Annotated in this window: 17 protein-coding genes; 10 read left to right on the top strand and 7 right to left on the bottom strand. The window is 50.2% G+C overall.

The genetic code is table 11. The features are described 5' to 3' along the window. Positions 1–22: 22 nt before the first annotated feature. The 4 genes from B153_RS0100940 to B153_RS0100925 all read right to left on the bottom strand — a co-directional run bounded on the left by B153_RS0100940 (position 23) and on the right by B153_RS0100925 (position 3,134). Positions 23–538 carry a DUF3375 family protein gene (locus B153_RS0100940; RefSeq protein ID WP_020594772.1) on the bottom strand — a complete coding sequence of 172 codons (516 nt, stop codon included), beginning with the start codon at positions 536–538 and terminating at the stop codon, positions 23–25. A gap of 14 nt (positions 539–552) precedes the next feature. Next, the gene (locus tag B153_RS37515; protein WP_020594771.1) at positions 553–729 is read right to left on the bottom strand and encodes a hypothetical protein; all 177 of its coding nucleotides are present in this window, start codon (positions 727–729) and stop codon (positions 553–555) included. Between the two features lie 68 nt (positions 730–797). After that, the gene (locus tag B153_RS0100930) at positions 798–2,150 is read right to left on the bottom strand and encodes a sensor histidine kinase (protein WP_020594770.1); all 1,353 of its coding nucleotides are present in this window, start codon (positions 2,148–2,150) and stop codon (positions 798–800) included. 3 nt (positions 2,151–2,153) lie between these two features. After that, positions 2,154–3,134, bottom strand: coding sequence for an acyl-ACP desaturase (locus tag B153_RS0100925; protein ID WP_026261820.1), 981 nt, complete (start codon positions 3,132–3,134; stop codon positions 2,154–2,156). 152 nt (positions 3,135–3,286) lie between these two features. Between B153_RS0100925 and B153_RS0100920 the strand changes: the two genes are divergently transcribed. The 3 genes from B153_RS0100920 to B153_RS38820 all read left to right on the top strand — a co-directional run bounded on the left by B153_RS0100920 (position 3,287) and on the right by B153_RS38820 (position 4,636). Further along, complete coding sequence (locus tag B153_RS0100920) at positions 3,287–4,039, top strand: lysophospholipid acyltransferase family protein (protein ID WP_020594768.1); 753 nt, start codon at positions 3,287–3,289, stop codon at positions 4,037–4,039. Between the two features lie 62 nt (positions 4,040–4,101). Beyond that, entirely contained in the window at positions 4,102–4,326 is a 225-nt protein-coding gene (locus B153_RS0100915) for a hypothetical protein (protein WP_020594767.1), read from the top strand. Continuing rightward, positions 4,295–4,636, top strand: coding sequence for a type II toxin-antitoxin system RelE/ParE family toxin (locus B153_RS38820; RefSeq protein WP_425423138.1), 342 nt, complete (start codon positions 4,295–4,297; stop codon positions 4,634–4,636). The genes B153_RS0100915 and B153_RS38820 overlap by 32 nt, the downstream gene beginning before the upstream one ends. 3 nt (positions 4,637–4,639) lie before the next feature. On the opposite strand, the gene B153_RS0100905 is transcribed toward B153_RS38820, so the two are convergent. Next, positions 4,640–6,031 carry a sigma-54-dependent transcriptional regulator gene (locus B153_RS0100905; RefSeq protein WP_020594765.1) on the bottom strand — a complete coding sequence of 464 codons (1,392 nt, stop codon included), beginning with the start codon at positions 6,029–6,031 and terminating at the stop codon, positions 4,640–4,642. Between the two features lie 221 nt (positions 6,032–6,252). Here B153_RS0100905 and B153_RS0100900 point away from each other — a divergent pair, with 221 nt between their 5' ends. Continuing rightward, a complete protein-coding gene (locus tag B153_RS0100900) occupies positions 6,253–7,944 on the top strand; it encodes an ArnT family glycosyltransferase (RefSeq protein ID WP_020594764.1) in 1,692 nt (563 codons plus the stop codon). A 202-nt stretch (positions 7,945–8,146) separates the two neighbouring features. Further along, a complete protein-coding gene (locus B153_RS0100895; protein WP_020594763.1) occupies positions 8,147–9,394 on the top strand; it encodes an efflux RND transporter periplasmic adaptor subunit in 1,248 nt (415 codons plus the stop codon). 108 nt (positions 9,395–9,502) lie between these two features. Here B153_RS0100895 and B153_RS0100890 read toward each other — a convergent pair whose 3' ends face one another. Further along, positions 9,503–9,865, bottom strand: a complete 363-nt coding sequence (locus tag B153_RS0100890) for a four helix bundle protein (protein ID WP_026261819.1) — start codon at positions 9,863–9,865, stop codon at positions 9,503–9,505. Positions 9,866–9,960: 95 nt separating this feature from the next. Between B153_RS0100890 and B153_RS0100885 the strand changes: the two genes are divergently transcribed. After that, entirely contained in the window at positions 9,961–10,638 is a 678-nt protein-coding gene (locus B153_RS0100885; protein WP_020594761.1) for an ABC transporter ATP-binding protein, read from the top strand. A gap of 58 nt (positions 10,639–10,696) precedes the next feature. Then, entirely contained in the window at positions 10,697–13,057 is a 2,361-nt protein-coding gene (locus tag B153_RS0100880) for an ABC transporter permease (RefSeq protein WP_020594760.1), read from the top strand. A 104-nt stretch (positions 13,058–13,161) separates the two neighbouring features. On the opposite strand, the gene B153_RS0100875 is transcribed toward B153_RS0100880, so the two are convergent. Next, complete coding sequence (locus B153_RS0100875) at positions 13,162–13,605, bottom strand: hypothetical protein (RefSeq protein ID WP_020594759.1); 444 nt, start codon at positions 13,603–13,605, stop codon at positions 13,162–13,164. Between the two features lie 34 nt (positions 13,606–13,639). Between B153_RS0100875 and B153_RS0100870 the strand changes: the two genes are divergently transcribed. From B153_RS0100870 to B153_RS0100860, 3 genes are all read left to right on the top strand, one after another. Beyond that, positions 13,640–16,057 (top strand): ABC transporter permease, encoded by a 2,418-nt coding sequence (locus B153_RS0100870; protein ID WP_020594758.1) that lies wholly within the window; start codon positions 13,640–13,642, stop codon positions 16,055–16,057. Positions 16,058–16,144: 87 nt separating this feature from the next. Beyond that, the gene (locus B153_RS0100865; protein ID WP_020594757.1) at positions 16,145–18,583 is read left to right on the top strand and encodes an ABC transporter permease; all 2,439 of its coding nucleotides are present in this window, start codon (positions 16,145–16,147) and stop codon (positions 18,581–18,583) included. A gap of 87 nt (positions 18,584–18,670) precedes the next feature. After that, positions 18,671–21,091 (top strand): ABC transporter permease, encoded by a 2,421-nt coding sequence (locus tag B153_RS0100860; RefSeq protein ID WP_020594756.1) that lies wholly within the window; start codon positions 18,671–18,673, stop codon positions 21,089–21,091. The last annotated feature ends 43 nt before the right edge of the window (positions 21,092–21,134 follow it).

Genomic DNA, 21,134 nt, shown 5'->3' with positions numbered 1-21,134 from the left:
GGCGGCCCGGCTGTCAAAAAAACTACCGGCAAAATATAATCTCCGGAAACTCTGCCCTCCGGTTTTCTCCGATCATATAGCTATCTTGTTGATTATCGTTGATGAGGTGTTTGGTAGAAGCGGCCGCCAGACTACCATAAGCCATCAACTCGGCCAGACCGTACTTCAGACCAAACTCATCAATCACTTCCCGAAGCGTCACCTGCGTCTGCGAGCGGAGCCTGTATTTCACATTGGCCAGCAACACCGATTTATCGATAACGTACTGGTTCACAAGGGACTCATAGTTCGTTTCTTCCGTTTCGGCAATTGCCAACACACGCGGCTCAATCCGACTCTCCCGCTCCTGTAAGGATACAAATGGGTCGGACGACACATAGTCCGCCTTTCCGTCGATTTCCAGAAATGCGTCGTCGCGGGGAGGATTGTCCATAGCCGTAAAGGCCAGCGTTCGAATTTCGTTGATGAGGGTCAGCGATTTGCGTCGGTCGCGGAGGTGCTTTTCGGCAATGATCTTTTCCAGTTTCTGGGCCAGCAAGTAGAACGAGTCATTTACTTTCTGGCCTTCGGAATGCAGATAAAATTTGATTTTTCGGTTGTAATCCAGGTTTCCAGAAAATCAGCCAGATGGCCTGCCAGTCGCTCATGGCTTAGTGTAGGTGAATACTGCTCAGCTTTAAAGGCTTCCTGCAGAAAACACAGGATCAGCGTAGGATTTCGACTCCGCAACACCTTGATAACAAGGACATTTCACATGGATAGTATGATCTGATTTTATCGTAAGTATAACGAAAATATCAGAACGTCAGGCTGAAAGTACTGCCCTGACCGGGGGTAGATTCGGCGGTGAGTTTTCCACCGTGGAGCTGCATGATCTGGCGGGATAAGCTCAAACCAATGCCCGAACCCGTTTTCTTGGTGGTGTAGAACGGAATAAAAATCTGCTCCAACGCTTCGGGTTCAATGCCCGGTCCGTTGTCGGTCACGTGAATCACAACTTGTGGCCCTTCCGAGATAGCTTCCAGTTGAACGTGCGGATTGTCCATTCCATCCATGCTTTCTATAGCATTTTTGATCAGGTTGAGCAATACCTGTTCAATCTGCGATACATCGGCCCGAATGGCCAGGTTTGCGGAGCCTACATTTGTCGTAATCAGGCATTTGGGGGCATAAGGCTGCACGAGCTGCACCACATTACGGAGTAGTGGCTCGACAAGCACGTCCGCAAAAATCGGCTGGGGAATGGTCGTAAAGTTCCGGTAGGCATCCACAAACTGCATAATTCCCGCCCCCCGTTGCTGAATCGTCATCAACGCATCGTGCAGATCCGTTACCGACTCGTTTACGTAATTCGGAATAACACCCGGCTGCTCAGAGGCCAGGGGAATTAGATCGGCTTCGACAATGTCGCGCATGGTGCCCGCCAGCGACACAATCGGCGTAATGGAGTTCATAATCTCATGGCGGAGCACCTTTGTCAGGTTTTGCCAGGCATCGAGTTCGCGCTGCTGCAACTCGGTACGGATGTTCTGCATCGATACCACGGTTACCAGACGTCCGCGCAGCCGAACGGCGGTACAGCGCACCGACAGTTCGCCATCGGCGCCTAGCTGGTGGGATGTCGGCACGGGCGAGGCCGTGGTAGTTTTCAGTAATTGAGCGAGTTCGGGATGCGTCGGAATGAGATCATTCAGGGTACGAAGCCGGTAAATACCCAGCAAACGTAAAGCCGTCTGATTGACCAGCTCTACCTGCCCGGCGGCATCGAAAGTTAGCAAACCCACGCTAACGTGCTGCACAATGGTATTGACGTAATGCAGGTTGGCTTCTTTTTCGGCCCGTGCCTGTCGGAATGCATCCAGTACTTCGTTGAACTGGTCGTTCAGTTCATAAAAGGAAGGCCCCAGGTTGCTATCGGCCCGGAAAGCAACGGCAAAATCGGAATAACGAACCGACTCCAGAAAGCGGGTCAGTTTTCGGTTCAGACTGGTTACGAAACGGTATAGATTGACCGTCAGAATGATCCCCAGAATGGTTAACGAAAAGATAACCATTCCATTAGCTTCCTGAATCCAGAAGTAGGTAATCGCACTGGTCAGTACCACAACGCCCAGAATACGCCAGGCTATACCTATCGCGAACCGATTCATAAGCTAAGCGGCAATCCAGCTAAAGGGATATTCCAGGGCTGGAATTTTCGTCCGGTCGGCCACCCGGCGCAATCGTGCGGGAAGAGCCATCAGATAATCGCGGGCACGCTGGGCTTTGTCGTTCAGGTCGCCAATGGATTCAATTTTCCAATCCAGTAATAACGACTCGGCAATCTCGATATAATCCATGGTGGTATAGACACCCAGACGTTGGGCAGCATCGGAAAAATGGGCAAACGTTTCGCCTAGTTTCACACCCGTTTCCCGCAGGAAGTGCGCAGGCATCACAATCTTTTTGCGCATCATATCCTCCAGGGCCAGCATCATTTCGGAAGGATCGACCTCAAAAATTTTATTGACGAATTCTTTGTAGGCTTTATGATGGCGCATTTCGTCGGATGCAATGACCCCACAGATCTTCGACAACTGATTACAACCTGCCTGCTTGGCCAGCGTTGCCGTTCGGCGGTGCGATATGTTGGTGGCTAGTTCCTGAAAGGATGTATACACAAAATTCCGGTATGGGTCACGGCTGGTACCAATATCGAAGCCATCCGAAATCAGGTATTGCGTCGATACTTCCATCGCGTGCATATTTACCCGCCCCGACAGGTAGAGGAATTTGTTAAGCAAATCGCCATGTCGGTTTTCTTCGGCTGTCCAGCTACGAATCCAGCGGGTCCAGCTACTGTTCGGATTACCCTGATCGATCCCTTCCATATCCATCAGCCACGACTCGTAGGTAGGCAGCGCTTCTTCGGTGATGGTATCCCCTACCAGAACGGCAATATAGTCGTACGACAGTTCCCGGCAGCTTTCGCGCAGGAGCTTCACTTCGTCCAGAAACGACTCTTTGGTGGTATCAGGCAGCAGATCAGCCGGTTGCCAATAGTTTTCTATTGGTTTCAAAAACTGGTCGATGGAAGCATCGATGGTTTCTCCTACGTAACGCATCACCTCTATGCGTGTGCCTGATAAGCTCATGAACTATAAACAAAAAAATGAATGATTTGTCCTAACGACTGGGTAAAGTTCGGCAATATAACCGATTGAATCCGCTTGGTAGATGTTTTTTTACCTGACAAAAATCAGTTCATCGTTAATTTTAGGGCGCGAACGGTTTCGCCCTGATCTCTATGAAAAAAGTCCTGGATTATCTGCTGAGTTGTCTGTACCTACTGTACTTTGGGTTAGTACTGTGTATTTTCCACGTTTTACAGGTTATAGCCTTCAATGTATTTGGCAAAGAGGCCCACAAAAAAGTAGTTGACTGGATGAATGCCGCCATCGCCTATGGCTGGTATCTGACCGGCAGTCGTATTCACTACCAGGGCCAGCCTAATCTTCCCACCGACCGCCCGATTATTTTTGTGGCCAATCACCAGAGCATGTTCGATATATCACCGATCATCTGGTTTCTGCGTCGACATACGCCCATTTTCGTATCAAAAATCGAACTGGCCAAAGGTACGCCCGGTGTTTCGTACAACCTTCGCAAAAGCGGAGCCGCCCTTATCGACCGCAAAGATGCCAAACAGGCCCTTTCCGAAATTGCACGACTGGGTAAGCTGATTCAGCAAACCAATCGTTCGGCGGTTATTTTTCCCGAAGGCACTCGCTCCAGATCGGCCATTGGCGAGATGAAACCATTCATGCCAGGAGGAGTTATTACGTTGCTCAAACGGGCCCCCAATGCCCTCGTAGTTCCGATTGCGATTCGGGGAACGGGCCGATTCAATCCTAAAGGTTTATTTCCACTCACATCTTTCACCCAGATGTCGTGGACAGTATTGCCCGGTATCGAACCAGCCGGAAAAGCCCCGGACGAAGTCGTGCGGCTTTCACAGGAAGCGATTGGGAAGGAATTGGGGTTAGCCGTTGCGAGTTAGACTTATTCCATTTCACTTGAATTCTTTCTAACTAACTGGTATATTTCATAAAAAACAGCGGTATGACAACGATTGAAGTAACTGTTTTAGCCGACGAGGATCAGGACTTTGTCATAAACATTCTTAATGCCTTAGCCCAGAAACATATCATTGAGTTTGATCGCACAAACTCATTCCCTGCCGAAGGACCAATCTTGACTCATGATGAATTAAACGAACGAATTCTTAAGTCGGAACAGAGTAAGCACTATTCTTTTGAGGAAGCCAAAGCAAAACTTGGCTTATGAATACAAACGCTGGGAATTAGTCTTTACTGAGTTCTTTTTGGAACAGGTTGCCCTTATTCAGCAATACATAGCTCAGTTTTCTGAGAAGCGAGGGCGACAGTTGACGTCCGATCTCATGAATTTTATTGTCGAGCGGATACCGCTTAATCCATACGCCTTTATTGAGTATGACGTAATGAAAACGCCAGACGCTTCTTATAGAAGAGCCGTTTTCAAAAGCAACTATGCAATTATTTATCAGATTGATTCAGCACGGCTTATTTTCCTGGACGTATACCATACTAGTCGAAACAAAGGTAATTTAGAATGATATCTAAAGTCCAAACTTCTCCAGTCGTCGATATAATGCCTGCCGGGATAGGCCTAACTCCCTCGCTACGTCGGTAATGCTGCCCCGATGCTTTTGCATAGCCTGCTGAATCAGTTGCCGCTCCATATCCTCTAACTGGAGGGTTTCGTTCACAGGCGATGCGGCTGCCGATCCATTTTTAAACACAAAATTCGTAGGCTCTAATAACGTTCCCTGCGCCAATTCAGGACGAGCCAGAATGACCGCCCGCTCCACGGCATGTTGCAACTCCCGAACATTACCCGGCCAGCGGTACTGCTTCATCTCCGCCAGTAACGCTGGGCTTAAACCCGAAACAGAACGATTGTATTGTTTGGCGTACTTTTTCAGGAAGAATTCGGCCAGTGGACCTATATCGGTCGGGCGCTCGCGGAGAGGAGGCAAATGCAGTTCAATCGTATTGATCCGGTACAGTAAGTCCTGCCGAAACTGCCGCTCGGCCACACGCTCATTCAGGTCGGCGTTGGTTGCGCAAATCAGCCGTACGTCGATCGAGCGAGCTTTATTGGAGCCAACGCGAGTCACCTGCCGTTGCTGCAATACGGTAAGTAAACGGGCTTGCTGAGAAGGACTTAAGTTACCAATCTCGTCCAGGAAAATGGTGCCGCCATTGGCTTCTTCAAACCGTCCGGCACGGTCATCGCGGGCGTCGGTAAACGCGCCTTTCACATGGCCAAACAGTTCACTCTCGAACAGGCTTTCGGTCAATGCTCCCACGTCGACGCTGACAAAGGGTTTGTCGCTCCGATCCGAATGTTCATGAATAGCCCGAGCTACCAAATCTTTACCCGTGCCATTCTCCCCCAGAATCAATACGTTGGCATCGGTAGGGGCCACCTGTTCGACGGTCTCAAGCACGGGGCGCATGGCCGCACCGATAATATTCGTGTGCTTAGGCGACTTCTTATCGGCTACCTCCTTCCCATTTTTCTCTTTTTTGCCATTCAACGTTGCCAACTCATCGCCAGACTCCCGCCCTCCTTCAACCGCATTTCGGATCGTATCCAGGAATTTGTCGTTTTGCCAGGGTTTGAGTACAAAATCAACAGCCCCGGCCTTGATGGCCCGAACGGCCATTTCGACATCCCCATAGGCCGTAAACAACACGACCCTTGCTTTAGGATTGATGTCCAGAATACGCTCAAGCCAGGCAAATCCTTCCCGACCACTACTGACATCGCGCTGGAAATTCATATCAAGCACAATCGCGTCGTAGCGGTTATTATTGAGCAGAAAAGGTAATTTTTCGGGGTTTTTCTCGATGTCTACCGATGCGACATGGCGTTTGAGCAGCAATCGGGCCGCCAGCAGCACATCAGGGTCATCGTCGACCAGTAGGAGTTTGGCATCTTGCATATACTAAAGATAATGAATTAGCCGATTTGTTGCACACCGGTTCAGATTCAGGGGCGAATTTCGCATTTCTTCCGTACTTTGACCAGCAAATTGCATGAATGGTTGTTTGTGGTCATTAAATGGTCATTCATTGTCAATAGGCGGTCACAGGCTCGCTGAACGGTCAAAATTACCACTGTGATGGCCGATTGCATTCATGAACTCTCATTTTATATTCATCAATGACCCAAAGTGACCAGCCAATGCCAATAAATGACCGACTTTTTTATGCCCTGGTGGCTGTCGGCACTTTCCTGAATGCTACCGGCCTCTTCCCACCCATTATGGAACTCGACGGGGCGCTGTATGCCTGCATTGCCAAACAGATGGCGCAAACCGGCGATTTTGTGAACCTGTATGCGGTAGGTACGGACTGGCTCGACAAGCCCCATTTCCCGTTCTGGATTGCGGCTTTAAGTTACCGGATCTTTGGCGTAAATACCTTTGGCTATAAGTTCCCGGCCCTGCTTGCCTTCCTGAGTAGCGTTGTCTATACCTATCATTTTGCCCGACTCACCTACTCAAAAGCAGTGGCTCAGGTGGCTACCTTAGTGCTGCTAACGGCTTTCCATGGTGTGCTGTCCAATAGCGACGTACGGGCCGAGCCTTATCTAATGCCGCTGATTATTGGCCCTGTCTACCACTTTTACCGGGTATTTCTGGGTGGTCGGTTTTATCATCTCCTACTGGGTTCACTGCTTACGGGTTGTGCCCTGATGACCAAAGGCGTTTTTGTTTTGATTCCAATTGGAGCAGGACTGATTCTGCATTGGCTCCTGACGGGTCACTGGCGTGAACTGCTCCACGGGCGCTGGTATCTGGCTGTTGTACTGGCTGTTGTTTTCACTTTACCCGAAATCTATTGCCTGTATCAGCAATTCGATCTTCATCCCGAAAAGGTCGTTTTTGGCAAGACAGGCGTATCGGGCGTCAAGTTCTTTTTCTGGGACAGTCAGTTCGGGCGTTTTTTCAATACAGGGCCGATAAAAGGCGAAGGGGATAAATTCTTCTTCGTGCATACACTGCTTTGGGCATTTTTACCCTGGTCGCTGCCCCTATACGTAAGCGTTGGTCAGGCCGTTACGCGGTTAATCAAGCGACAGAACGCTTTGCCTGAATACGTTTCGCTAGGTTCCGGGCTGGCTACGTTTGCTCTGTTTTCGCTGTCGGGCTTTCAACTTCCCCATTATCTGAACATTGTGTTCCCGTTCTATGCCATCCTGACGGCTCAATACCTGGTCAGGCTGGTTCCTATTGCGGCACGTCGGTGGACTATCGGGCAAACGGTCATTGGGCTACTCATAACGGTCCTGGCTATTGGTTTGTTGCTGCTTGTGCAGCCCGCCCAGATGGTTAGTGCAATCGTATGGGTTGTTCTTATTACGCTGGCAACGTTCTATTTTTTCCGGCAGAATTCGCTCGAATCGCTCATGGGTCGTATGACGGGAGCCATGCTGGTCCTGGCCGTTACCCTAAACCTATTCTTGTATCCTACATTTTTACAGTATCAGGCGGGTATGACAGCCGCCCGCTACGCGAATGAACAACCCTTACTAGCCAAACAATCTACCATTCTGTACGAACCCGGTAGTGGCGTAGGCGGGGGAAGCTTCTGGTCATACGAATTCTACGCCGACGCCCCCACTCACTACGCCCGTACCGACTCTACACTACGAAAACAGCTCCATTCAGGAAAAAAACAGGTATTCCTTACAGCCGAAGATGCCGACTCACTCAGCAAACGGGGATTTACACTTCGCACACTAGCTGTTTTTCCGTATTTTCACGTTAGTCAGCTTACGTACGATTTTCTGAATCCGGCTACGCGTTCGCAAACTTTATCCCCCTACATACTGGCAGAAGCAACCGAGTAGCTGACAGGCTGATTAACCGCTCCCAAAAGCGGACAAAACCCGTCCGAAAGCGGACAAGCGGCTATGTTCTACAAAAGTTAAACTATTGATTATCAAGACCCCATTCCATCTGGCATGACTATTGGCACAGGATGTAGTAGCCAATGGGATCGGCGAATTGAATCGCTCATTAACTAATTCACTCATTGACAATTAAGTAACAATGGATCGCGTCTTACCTAAACGATTTTGGACAACACAACGCATTGCCATTTTTGGTGGTGGTGCCCTTCTGGTAGGCTTGCTAGCCTACACGTTTTTCTTTGCCGACCGACGTTCGAAGTTGAATGTTGAAAAAGATAAAATAACCGTATCGGATGTCACTACGGGCCCGTTTGAGGATTTCATTGCTGTTACGGGTGTTGTTCAACCGCTGAAAACCATCCGGCTCGATGCCATCGAAGGGGGCTATGTGACCCAGAAACTGGTTGAAGGTGGCAACATGGTTCAGAAAGGCGAAGTACTGCTCAAACTGGAAAACCAGAGCCTCAAACTGAGCTTCCTACAATCAGAAACGGAAGCCAACCGACTTGTCAACGACCTGCAAAATACCCGCCAGCGGATTCAGATCGAACGGTTTACCCTGCGCAAAACCCTGGCCGATGTTGATGCCCAAATCGCTCAGGCCAAAGACACCTACGAACGCCAGGAGAAGCTATATAAAGATAAAGTCGTTTCGGAAGAAGATTATCTGAAAGCAAAGCGGGCCTATGATCGGCTGATGAGCCAGCGGACTATTGAAATCGAAACGCAGAAGTATCAGGAAGAAAATGCCAAGGCGCAAATCAAACAATTGGAAGGCACCTTGCAACGTACACAGCGAAATGTCGCTCTTTGGCAACAGACACTGGATAACCTCGTCGTGAAAGCGCCCGTTTCGGGGCAGTTGTCAAGCATCGATGTAGAAGTTGGGTCGAACATCAACCGTGGCCAGAATATTGGCCAGATCGATGACCTGAATGGCTTTAAAATGCGGGTGGGTATTGATGAGCACTACATCAGCCGGGTATTTTCGGGTCTGAAAGGTTCGTTTGAATTCAACGGCAAAAACCATGAACTGGAAATTAGCCGGGTGTATCCCGAAGTAAAAAATGGTCGGTTCGAAGTCGATATGATTTTCCCGAAAGGCACGCCAGAAGGGATCAAGCGGGGTCAGTCGTCGCCGATTCAGTTGGAGTTAGGTAAAGCCGCTAAGGCGACACTACTGCCTGTTGGCGGTTTCTTTTCTGACACAGGGGGCAACTGGGTGTATGTCGTCGACAAGTCGGGCAAACGGGCCGTTAAACGATCAATCACGCTGGGTCGCAAAAATCCAGAGTTCTACGAAGTGCTGAGTGGCCTCGAACCGGGCGAGCAAGTCATTACAAGTTCTTATGAAAATTTTGGTGATAATGAGGTGTTGGAATTTTAAGGAGAAAAGGGAGGAGGGGGAATAAAGGGACGAGAGGGAAGACAGGCATATAAGATTTTGACAAAAATACTTTCTCCCTCTCATCCCTTTATTTCCCCCTCTTCCACTCTAGTTAAATTTCTCCATCCTCGTTTTGATTAAATTTTGCAACATCGACGATATGATTCGACTCTTTGCAAGCAGTTCATCACCAGATTTGGATGAGAGTATACCTACCCCAATCGCTAAGTGGATTTGCGTTCGTAATTCGCCATTAGAGCCTTTGGCAATACGTAGAAATCGAATGAACTCTTTGTTCGTATGTCGCTCAAATCCTTCTGCCACATTTGAAGGAACAGAAACGGATGAACGACGCATTTGGTCACGTAAACTATAATCTTTGCAATCAGCAAGTAATTTGTATACATCAATTGCCTGGGCTAAGCCCTTTTGCCAAACTAACAGGTCTTCAAACTTTTCAACTTTAGCCATGAAATCAGGAGTTAGGTAAGTACGGACTAAATATATGTATTTGTTTTTCCCTTTTGTCCCATCTTCCCTTTCCTCCCTTTCCTCCTTAAAAAACAATGATCCAGACAATTAACCTTCAAAAACTCTTCGCTACCGAAGAAGTAGAAACCACCGCCCTCAATGGGATAAACATGGAAGTTAAAGATGGCGAATTCGTAGCCATCATGGGCCCTTCGGGTTGTGGCAAGTCGACCTTGCTCAACATCCTCGGCTTACTGGACAATCCGAGCGAAGGTGAGTATAACTTCTATGGCACAGAGGTTGCCAAAATGACCGAACGTCAACGGGCTCAGCTCCGAAAAGGCTCAATTGGCTTTGTGTTCCAGAGCTTTAACCTGATCGACGAACTAACCGTTTATGAAAACGTCGAACTCCCTCTGTTGTACCTGAAAACCCCGGCCGATGAACGGAAAAAGCGCGTAGAAGAAGCGTTGGAACGGATGAGCATCATGCACCGGCGCAACCACTTTCCGCAGCAGCTCTCCGGTGGTCAGCAGCAACGTACCGCCATTGCCCGCGCTGTTGTCGCCAAACCCAAGCTGATCCTGGCCGATGAACCGACGGGGAACCTCGACTCGAAAAATGGCGAAGAGGTCATGAAGCTTCTGGGCGAACTGAACGAAGAAGGCACCACCATCATCATGGTAACCCACTCGCCTTACGATGCTGGTTTTGCCCATCGCATCGTCAACCTCTTCGATGGTAAAGTGGTGACGGAGAATTTCCACGTATAATCTGAACCGCTCCGGTGGCCCGCCGGAGCGGTTCAAACAAAGGCCACCCAGACTTTCTATGCTTCGCAATTACCTAAAAATCGCCGTTCGGAGTTTGCTGAAACACAAACTCTACTCGTCTATCAATGTATTTGGGCTGGCGCTGGGCATGGCTTGTAGTCTGCTGATTGGTCTGTGGGTCCGCGACGAACTGAGTTACGATCGTTTCCTGCCCAACGCAGAGGCCATCCATTTTGTACGAGTTAATTTTCCAACCCAGGCAGGCGACACGGTGACCAACTCGGTGACTCCCGGCCCTTTGCAGGAAGCGATTGCCCAGGATGTCCCCGAAATAGCTTCGGTCACCAAGATCAATTACGGACCGGAACTGCTCATTAAAGTCGGCGAAAAAGCGGCCAAGGAAAAAGGGCACTTTGCCACCGACGACTTCTTCGGTGTATTCGATTTACCCACCCTGTATGGCAATCCCAAAGCTGCCCTGCATCAGACCAACCAGATTGTCATTACCCGTAAGGTAGCCGAGAAATTTTTCCCGAATGGCCAGGCAGTTGGTAAAACATTGCAGTTAGACAACGACAAATTTTACGTCGTCGGAGCTGTCATTGACAATCTCCCGGCCAATTCTACCCTGCAATTCGACTGGTTGGTGAACTGGAAAGTGCAGGAGCAGGACTGGATGAAAAAGTGGGGCAACAATTCCTTCTACACATACGTCCGACTGAAGCCTCATACGACTGTTGCACAAGCTCAGGCGGCCCTGTCCCGTATTTATCCGCGCTTTGCCGGAAAAAACTTCGAAACGGCCCGCCCTACCTTGCAACCCATCACGGACCTGCACCTGTACAGCGAATATAAAAATGGCAAGAGCGTTGGGGGTCGGATTGGGTACGTCGCTGTTTTCTCCATTGTGGCGCTATTTATACTGCTGATCGCCTGCATCAATTTCATGAATCTGGCCACGGCCCGCTCGGCCACACGAGCGAAGGAAGTAGGGGTTCGGAAAGTAGTGGGCGCCATGCGCTCGGCACTCGTCGGTCAGTTTCTGAGCGAGTCAATTTTAACCAGTTTACTGGCGGCTATCCTGGCAATAGGCATGGTCTGGAGTGTATTATCGACGTTCAACGAGGTATTTAGTAAACAGTTGACGCTCAACATTGCCGAACCCGCTCTTTGGCTTATCCTAATCGGGCTGGTACTGATCACTGGTTTTTTATCGGGCAGTTATCCAGCCCTATTCCTGTCGTCGTTACAGCCGATCAAGACGCTAAAAGGGCGCTTACAGTTTGGCTCAGGCCCGGCCCTTTTCCGACGTGTGCTTGTTGTTTTTCAGTTCTCGCTTTCGATCTTCCTGATTGTCGGTATGCTGGCGATCGGGAAACAAATGAATTATCTGCGCACCAAAAACCTGGGTCTTGATCGCGAAAATGTGGTTTACGTACCGCTGGAGGGCGAAATTGCTCAGCCCAAAAAGGTAGAAGCGTTCCGGCAGGAAGTTATGCGAAAGCCGGCTGTTGCCTCGGCTACCACCACCATGTCGTTGCCCGTGAATATACAGAGTTCATCGGGCGATCTGACCTGGCCCGGAAAAGATCCTAAACTGGAAACCAATGTTTCCTGCATGTTTGTAGGAAGTGACTTCATCAAAACACTCAACATCAAGTTGCTGGATGGCCGTGATTTCCGAAACGGAAGCCTTGCCGATTCCACAAGCTACCTCGTCAACGAAGCAGCTGCCAAACTGATGGGGGTTAAAAATCCGGTAGGCAAAGAGGTTAGTTTCTGGCCGGGCAAAGGCCAGGTAATTGGGCTGATGAAAGATTTCCATATCAATTCGCTGCACCAGGCCATCACCCCCCTGATCCTCTGTTTCGACACCCGAAATACCAGCTACTTACTGGTGAAAACACACGCTGGCCAAACCCAGCAGGCTATTGCCGATCTGGAACAACTATCCAAAGAATTTAACCCGAACTATCCGTTCAACTACCATTTCCTGGACGAAGAATATGAGAGTCTCTATCGGTCTGAGCAGGTCGTCAATAAGCTAATCAATTACTTCGGCGCACTGGCCATTCTGATTTCGTGCCTGGGCCTGTTTGCCCTGGCGGCCTTCACGGCTGAGCAGCGGACTAAGGAAATCGGTGTTCGAAAAGTGTTGGGAGCCAGCGTATCGAATATCGTGGGGCTGTTATCGAAAGACTTTCTGAAACTGGTGGTTATTGCGCTGGTGCTGGCTTCGCCCCTGGCGTGGTGGGCGTTGAGTACGTGGCTCGATACCTTTGCCTACCAGACGCCACTAAGCTGGTGGCTATTTGGGGCTGCGGGTATACTGGCTGTTGTAATTGCCTTTCTGACGGTCAGTTATCAAAGCATAAAGGCCGCCACCATGAATCCGGTAACGAGTTTGCGAAGTGAGTAATCCGAACCTGGATTTATGTGATTTAACTGACCGACTTTGATTTTTTAACAGCCTTCGAAGAAGGCATCATCAAAGTCGGTCAGTTAAATCACATAAATCCAGGTTCAGAGAAAGGAGTTCAGATCCAGTTGGAGGATTTCGGAGAAGGATGATTCAGCAATGAGGCCACCATCGCCAAAGCGGTAGCGGTACCACTGCTGCGTTTTGTAGTTATAGATAAATCCTTCACGAATGCCATACAGGTTATCATCAATAAGTTGTACAATTTTTTGAATATCACCCTTTTGTCCATTCGTTTTGCAGACCTCAATAATGATTGGTGTTTCATCAGTTGTAGTATCAACCAGTGATAGATCGGGCACCGGACTCGCTTTCGTATCATCAAGCATCGTCTCTGGCAGGGGTTCCAATTGGATTGCTTTTTTATGATGGTATAGAACACCCAAACCAATGGTCAACTTGGAGATAATACGCTGATGATCGGCGGGTGCCCATACGCCCTGATCTTCGTTAGCAAGTACCAGTGGGTTTGTGGTTGGAAAATACATATGTAACGATTTTTACCAAATTTACTAAAAAATTATGTTCCGCAATTACCTGAAAGTCGCCTTCCGCACCCTCTGGAAAAACCGGACGCATACCTTCATCAACATCATCGGCCTGTCGGTAGCGTTTGGTACGGGCGTGCTGTTGTTTCTGACAGCGGCTTTTGAACTATCGTACGATCGGTTTCATGCCGATGCCAACCGAATTTTCCGGCTTTACTTCCTGTCGTCGAACCGCGATGGCTCATCCGACAAAGGGGCAACAATGCCGTACCCAATTGCGCCATCGCTCAAAGCCGAATTTCCTGAAATCGAAGGCGTGACCCGCTGGTTTGATCGGAGTGCCAGCGTCCGGCGAAACGACCAGACGTACAACAAAGATGTGCGGATGGCCGACGCCGATTTTTTGACGATGTTTACATTTCCACTCCTGAAGGGCAATGTACAAACGGCCATGAGCAACCTGAGCGACATTGTCATCAGCGAAAAAATGGCCCGTGAGATTTTCGGCAACGAAGACCCCATCGGCAAACCGCTCCAGCTACGATTCAACAACGCCTGGCAGGCTTTCACCGTAACAGGTGTGCTAAGTGATGCCCCAAAAAACTCGACGTTCGAATACGATGCGCTGATTCGTAGTGAAAACGCTGGCGATTATCAGGAGTTTAAAAGCCGCTGGGACCACGGAAACCACCATGTGTATATCAAGCTCAAACCCGGCACTGATCCACAAACGCTTCAGCGACGGACACAGGCGTTTATGGACAAATATTTTGCTTCCGATATTCAGGAGCGGCAAAAGCAGGGTTGGCCCAAAAACGAATTAGGTTTTCAGCAAAGTTTGCTGTTTCAGCCGCTGCTCAACGTCCATTTCGATACCGAAACCACCCAGGGTATGGGTATTAGTCGGACGTATGTAGTTACGCTGCTGATGGTCGGTCTGTTTATTCTGGCCATTGCCTGCATCAATTTTATCAACCTGACCATTGCCCAATCGCTCACACGAGCCCGTGAAGTAGGGGTCCGTAAATCGCTGGGGGCAAAACGGGGGCAACTGTTTGGGCAGATCTGGGGCGAAACGGTATTGGTATGCGCCATTGCCCTATTCATTGGATTAGGCATGGCATACGGCCTACTGCCTACTTTCAACCGATTGTTCAAAAGTAGCCTGACTCTGGCCGACTTCCTGACACCGTCCATTTTGGCCGTGACCGGATTGAGCTTTTTATTGATCACATTAATTGCCGGTGGCTACCCGTCCTGGTTCGTTACTCGGTTCAATGCCGTAGAGGTGCTGAAAGGAACCCTGAAGGTGAGTCGTCCGGGCTTGTTGCGCAATTCACTGATTGTAACCCAGTTTACGATTGCCTGCCTGCTCATTGTTTGTACGCTCATTATCCGTCAGCAAATCAGCTACCTCCAGCAAAAACCGATGGGTCTGGATAAAGAGCAGGTCATCAGCGTTCCGGTGGGCAATGAATTAAATGGCACCGATGTACTCAAAACAATGCGAACCCGGCTGGCCAATCAGCCCAATATCGTAGCCGTATCGGGTTCGGGAGTCAACATTGGGGCCGGGCTGGATGGCGGTTCGTCGCGAATGGTCTATGGTTTCCGGTACGGGCAGCGGGATGTAGCCTGCGACTGGCTCCGAATCGATACCGACTATCTGAAAACGATGGGCATCAAACTTCTGCAAGGTCGCGACTTTAGTACCCGTTTCAGCACCGATTCAAGTTCGTCGATCCTGATCACCCAAAGCATGGCCAAAGCTCTGGGCGAGAAAAACCCGGTAGGCAAGTTTATCAAGCCCGATAATAAAGAATTCCAGATTGTGGGCGTGGTGTCGGACTTTAATCTGTATTCATTACACCAGGAAGCCCGGCCTATTACGCTCCAGATGCAGGCCAACAACCCAATTCACTACATCCTGATCCGGGTGAATCCGCAAAATCTGGCGGGGGCTATGGAAACCATCAAGGCTACCTGGAAAAGCATTGCCCCCAAACAGGAATTCATCGGGTCGTTTCTGGACGAGAACACCCAACGCTGGTATCGACGCGAGCAACGGCTGGCCACAATTTTCTCATCGGCGGCCGGTATTGCCATTCTCCTGTCCTGCATGGGTCTGTTTGCCATAGCCCTGCTGACCATCCAGCAACGGACTAAAGAAATTGGCGTTCGCAAAGTGCTGGGGGCTTCCGTCACCAGCATCGTCACGTTATTGTCAAAAGATTTCCTGAAACTGGTTGTTGCCTCCATCCTGATCGCCAGCCCAATTGCCTGGTGGGTGATGGATAAATGGCTTTCCGACTTTGCGTATAAAATCGATATCGAATGGTGGGTTTTTGCGCTGACCGGGCTGCTTGCCGTGATTATTGCCTTTGCTACCGTTAGTTTCCAGAGTGTTAAAGCCGCCTTGATGAATCCAGTTAAATCACTGAAAACGGAATGAATGGCATAGGGTTCGGGGCATTGGGCATGGGGTTACTCCGACACCATACCCAACGCCCCGAACCCTATGCCATTATCCCTCTGTCCTATGCTTCTTAACTACGTAAAAATCGCCCTGCGTAATCTGTGGAAAGCCAAAGTCTTCGCAGGTATCAATGTTGCCGGGCTCGCTATGGGGATCGCTGCCTTTGTGCTGATTCTGGAATACATTAGCTTCGAGAAAAGCTATAACCAGTTTCACGCGAATCTTCCTCACCTGTATCGCGTCCTGCTTCAGGATGGCGAGTCGGGCAACCCTGAATCCTACGTCCCGTCGGCTGTTGCCCCGGCTCTGAAACAAAACTTCGCCGATGTCGCTGCCGTATGTCGACTGGCTGAAGTGCATAGAGGTATTGTCACCTTCCCCGACAAGGCCAATGGCACTCGATCCTTCAAGGAAGAAAATGCCCTCACAGCCGACGGCGATTTCTTCCGAATGTTTTCCTTTCCGATTGTAGCCGGTTCGGCCTCATTGAACCAGCCCAATACGGTTGCGATTTCGGCAACCAAAGCCCGAACGTATTTTGGAAAAGCCAATGCCGTTGGCAAGACGCTGACACTCAACAACCAGTTCGGAAAAGCCCTGTATACCATTACGGGTGTATTTGCCGATGTACCAGCCAACTCCGACCTACAGTTCGACATGGTGTACTCACTCTCGACCCTCGCAACGCCCGCTGGTCGGAATGGGAATGATTGGGCGAGACTGGATGCCTGGCAGGGCGCTTTTTCACAAACGATCGTGCAGCTCAAACCACAGGCCAATCAGGATTCTTTTGCTCAAAACGCACAGCAACTGCTTCGGAAAGCCCGACCCGAGTTGAAGGTTTTTTTCTCTTTACAGCCCATCCAGTACGTACATCTGGGCGACGGGCTTAGCGATAATCGACCCACCGAAGCCAAACTTGGATTCATTTACCTGCTGGGTGGTATTGCGTTACTGATTCTGACGATTGCCTGGCTGAACTACATCAACCTGTCGACGGCGGGAGCTATGAAACGTTCGAAAGAGGTGGGCGTCCGCAAAGTAGTTGGCGCCAACCGGGGGCAGATCATCAGCCAGTTTCTGAGTGAATCGGTACTGCTGAACCTACTGGCGCTGCTGGTCGCTTTCGGACTCATTATGTTGCTGCAACGACCTTTTAATACCCTGGTCGGCAAGGAACTTTCGCTTCGTGTTTTTCAGGAAAATCAGTTCTGGGTCGTTGGCTTAGGGGCGGTCGTTATTGGCGCCTTGGTGTCGGGAAGCTACGCGGCCTTTGTGTTATCGGGTTTTTCGATTCTGAATGCGCTGAAGAGTAGCAAGGGCAAATCGGGTCGGGGGTCACTCAGCTTTACCACGTCCGTTCGCCAGGGGCTGGTCGTGTTCCAGTTTGCCATTTCGATCCTGCTCCTTGTGGCTACGGTTGTCCTGTATCGACAACTGTCGTTTATGCAGAATCAGGACCTGGGTATGAACATGAAGCAGTTACTGGTTATCAAAGGCGCTGAAGTCGGTGACGAAGAAGCCCGACGCGCTGGCCGAACGGCGTTCCGTAATGAACTTGCCCGTTTACCGTATGTCGAAACCTATTGCAACTCGGGCAGTGTGCCGGGAGCCTTCTACAACTTTAACGCTGATGGCATTACCCGTCAGAATCCAGCACCCGGCGACGAAAAGAAAAGCTACGCCATCACCTATGCCGACGATCGGTATTTGCCAACCTATGCCATCAAACTGGCGGCTGGTCAGAATTTCACACCCGACATGTGCGACCAGGGGATGAAAGCCCTCCGGGTGCTGATCAATGAAAAGGCCGCTAAATCATTGGGATTCAGCTCAGCAAAGGCGGCCGTGGGGCAGAACGTAAAATTCGGTGAAGCGTTCGAGATCGTGGGTGTTCTGAAAGACTACCACCACGAATCACTCCAGAAAGCGATTCAACCCCTGCTTATTTTTCCCGGCTATCCTGCCAGCAACTATACGCTCCGCCTGGCCACCGATCAGATGCAGGCTAAAATCAGCGGACTGGAAAAGCTCTACAAACAGCTGTTTCCCGGCAATCCGTTCGAGTACTTTTTTGTCGATGAACATTACGACAAACAATACAAAGCGGAGCAGCAGTACGGCCAGATCTTTATCACGGCCGCAGCGCTGGCCATTCTGATTGCGTGCCTGGGCTTATTTGGCCTGACCACGTTTATGGCCGAACAACGGACCAAAGAAATTGGCGTCCGGAAAGTACTGGGCGCGTCCGTAAACAGCCTCGTTGTCCTGCTTTCGAAAGATTTCCTGAAGTTAGTACTGATTGCGTTCGTGGTTGCCTGCCCGATTGCCTGGTATGCCGCCAACCGATGGCTGGAAGACTTTGCCTACCGAACCACCGTCGACTGGTGGATTTTTGCACTGGCAGGCCTATTGGCGATTCTGATTGCCTTCGCCACGGTCAGTTTCCAAAGTATCAAAGCTGCTTTAGTGAATCCAGTTAAATCATTGAAAACGGAATAAATGGCATAGGGCAAAGGGGTAAGGGCCACTCTGAAACCTACCCCTTTGTCCTATGCCCCTTACCCTCTGCCCTTACCCCTTTGCCCCATGCTAACGAACTACCTCAAAATCGCCTGGCGGAATCTGACGAAATACCCGACTACTACAGGCATCAATCTGATCGGACTCACGCTGGGCCTGACGACCTGTCTGCTCATCGGCCTGTTTATTCACTACGAATGGCATTTCGACCGATTCCATCCATTGGGTACTCGGATTTACCGCGTTAACGAAATCACAAAAACGGGGAATGAAACCGAAAAATCGGGTATTGTGCCCTACCCCCTTGGAGCGGCCATCCGCACCGATTTCCGAGACTGGCCCGTTGTCGCCAGTATCCACGCCGAAGAAAATACCTCGGTCGTGTTATCGCCCGACAAAATTGTGTCGGAAGATCGGGTGCTGTTTGCTGAGCCACAGGTATTCGACCTGTTTGCCCTGACCATGCGGGTCGGTAATCCGCACACGATTCTGGACCAACCCAATCAGGTGATCCTGACCGAAAGCACCGCCCGTAATTTCTTTGGTACAACGGCCGCCATTGGCAAAACCTTTAAGCTGGGGCAAACGACCATGCTTCGGGTAGCAGGCATTATGGCCGATATGCCCGCCCAAACGCACCTGAACGCGAGCATGATCGTCTCGTACAAGACCCTGAAGTCGTATATGTCCTGGGATATTACGCAGTGGGGCTTACGATCAGCGGGTAGCGTCTATGCGCTTCTGCCCGAAGGCCGACAGCCAGAACAGTACGCGAGCCGACTGGCAACCGCATCGAAAAAGTATTTTGCAGACGAAAACAAGACGGGTAGCCAACGGCATCTGGTCTTGCAGTCGCTCGAAGATATTCACCTGAACCCCGACTTTGAGGGTACGGTCTATGTGCCACCCATTGCCCCCACTTACCTGTGGGTTTTTGGTATCATTGGTGTGTTTGTACTACTGATTGCCTGCGTCAATTTTGTCAATATGGCCACGGCACGCGCTACAACACGAGCCAAAGAAGTAGGGGTTCGGAAAGCGATTGGCGCTACATTCAATCAACTGGTCGGTCAATTTTTGGGGGAAGCGTTCTGGCTGTCGATGCTTTCGGCCGGATTGGCTATATTCCTCGCGTACCTGATTCTACCATCGCTCAACAGTTATTTACAGAAGCAGATGGCATTCGACGGACCAATGATCGCTGGCTTCATCCTGACACTGGCTTTCCTGACTACCCTGTCGGCGGGTACGTACCCTGCTTTTTTCATGGCCCGGCTAAAACCCGTAAAAGTGCTGAAATCCCGCGCTGAGGTAGGCCGGGGCAGCCAACGCTGGATTCGTCAGGGGCTGGTGGTTTTCCAGTTTTCGGTTTCGATCATTCTGGCGGTGGGCGTACTGGTCATCTATCAGCAGATGAAACTGTTCCGGGAAAAAGATCTGGGTTTCAGCCGGGATGCCGTTGTGACCATTCCCCTACCCGATACGGATAAAAATACGGCGGCCTTCCGGCATTCGCTCCGCGAAATTCCGGGTGTTGAGCAGCTTTCGTTTGCCATTGGTGCTCCCACCTCGCGCAACAACTTCACAACGGGTATGCACCCCGACCCGGCCAATCCGACCCAGCGGATCAATGTCAACGTAAAAGTGGTCGATGCCAATTACCTGCAAACCTACGGGGTAAAACTGGCCGCCGGACGATTCTTCACCGACGCCGATACGCTGGGCTTCTCCAAAAAGATTCCATTTGAGCAACGCCGGTATGTCTTTGTAGCCAACGAAGCGCTTGCTAAATCGTTGGGGTATGCAAGCCCCGAAAAACTGCTGGGTCGCCGGGTAAAGATCGGCCTGAACGACATAACGGCTGAAATTGTGGGAGTTACCCGCGATTTTCACGCGAGCTCATTGCGCGAAACCATTCAGCCAGTCATCATGCTGAACTTCCCGGATTATTATTTTACTGCCGGTCTGAAATTGCAACCGACCAACCTCCCGACGACGTTGGCAGCCATTGAACGGGTCTACAAGCAGTATTTCCCCAACTCGCTCTTTGAAGCCGAATTCCTGGATCAGAGCCTGCAAAAGCTGTATGAAGAAGAGTCTCGTCAGTTTACGCTGCTCCGGGTCTTTGCGGGACTGGCCCTGATTATATGCTGCCTGGGGCTGTGGGGTCTGGCTACGTTCACCATCGAACGACGCACCAAGGAAATCGGCATCCGAAAGGTATTGGGTGCCTCAACGGCCAATGTCGTAACGCTCCTGTCAAAAGATTTTCTAAAGCTGGTACTGATAGCCCTGGTCGTTGCCTCACCCCTTGCCTGGTACGCCATGAACCAGTGGCTGGAAGATTTCGCCTATAAGATCAACATTGAATGGTGGATGTTTGCCCTGACGGGTGTACTGGCCGTAGCCATTGCCCTCCTGACGGTCAGTTTCCAAAGTGTCAAAGCTGCGTTGATGAATCCGGTTAAATCACTGAAAACGGAATAGGAGGGAGGAGAGGGAGTAAGGGGAGGAGGGGGAAGAAAGGGAA

Origin of the sequence: Spirosoma panaciterrae DSM 21099 (genome assembly GCF_000374025.1) — a bacterium.
GTDB classification, from domain to species: Bacteria; Bacteroidota; Bacteroidia; order Cytophagales; family Spirosomataceae; genus Spirosoma; species Spirosoma panaciterrae.
The sequence above is the reverse complement of the archived record's forward strand: the minus strand, read 5'-3'. Positions and strand labels throughout refer to the sequence as shown.

Bases quoted from the DNA above. Each gene is read 5' to 3' on its own strand.
- B153_RS0100930 (WP_020594770.1), bottom strand. From the start codon at position 2,150: ATGAATCGGTTCGCGATAGGTATAGCCTGGCGTATTCTGGGCGTTGTG.
- B153_RS0100925 (WP_026261820.1), bottom strand. From the start codon at position 3,134: ATGAGCTTATCAGGCACACGCATAGAGGTGATGCGTTACGTAGGAGAA.
- B153_RS0100920 (WP_020594768.1), top strand. From the start codon at position 3,287: ATGAAAAAAGTCCTGGATTATCTGCTGAGTTGTCTGTACCTACTGTAC.
- B153_RS0100915 (WP_020594767.1), top strand. From the start codon at position 4,102: ATGACAACGATTGAAGTAACTGTTTTAGCCGACGAGGATCAGGACTTT.
- B153_RS0100905 (WP_020594765.1), bottom strand. From the start codon at position 6,031: ATGCAAGATGCCAAACTCCTACTGGTCGACGATGACCCTGATGTGCTG.
- B153_RS0100900 (WP_020594764.1), top strand. From the start codon at position 6,253: ATGACCCAAAGTGACCAGCCAATGCCAATAAATGACCGACTTTTTTAT.
- B153_RS0100895 (WP_020594763.1), top strand. From the start codon at position 8,147: ATGGATCGCGTCTTACCTAAACGATTTTGGACAACACAACGCATTGCC.
- B153_RS0100890 (WP_026261819.1), bottom strand. From the start codon at position 9,865: ATGGCTAAAGTTGAAAAGTTTGAAGACCTGTTAGTTTGGCAAAAGGGC.
- B153_RS0100885 (WP_020594761.1), top strand. From the start codon at position 9,961: ATGATCCAGACAATTAACCTTCAAAAACTCTTCGCTACCGAAGAAGTA.
- B153_RS0100880 (WP_020594760.1), top strand. From the start codon at position 10,697: ATGCTTCGCAATTACCTAAAAATCGCCGTTCGGAGTTTGCTGAAACAC.
- B153_RS0100875 (WP_020594759.1), bottom strand. From the start codon at position 13,605: ATGTATTTTCCAACCACAAACCCACTGGTACTTGCTAACGAAGATCAG.
- B153_RS0100870 (WP_020594758.1), top strand. From the start codon at position 13,640: ATGTTCCGCAATTACCTGAAAGTCGCCTTCCGCACCCTCTGGAAAAAC.
- B153_RS0100865 (WP_020594757.1), top strand. From the start codon at position 16,145: ATGCTTCTTAACTACGTAAAAATCGCCCTGCGTAATCTGTGGAAAGCC.
- B153_RS0100860 (WP_020594756.1), top strand. From the start codon at position 18,671: ATGCTAACGAACTACCTCAAAATCGCCTGGCGGAATCTGACGAAATAC.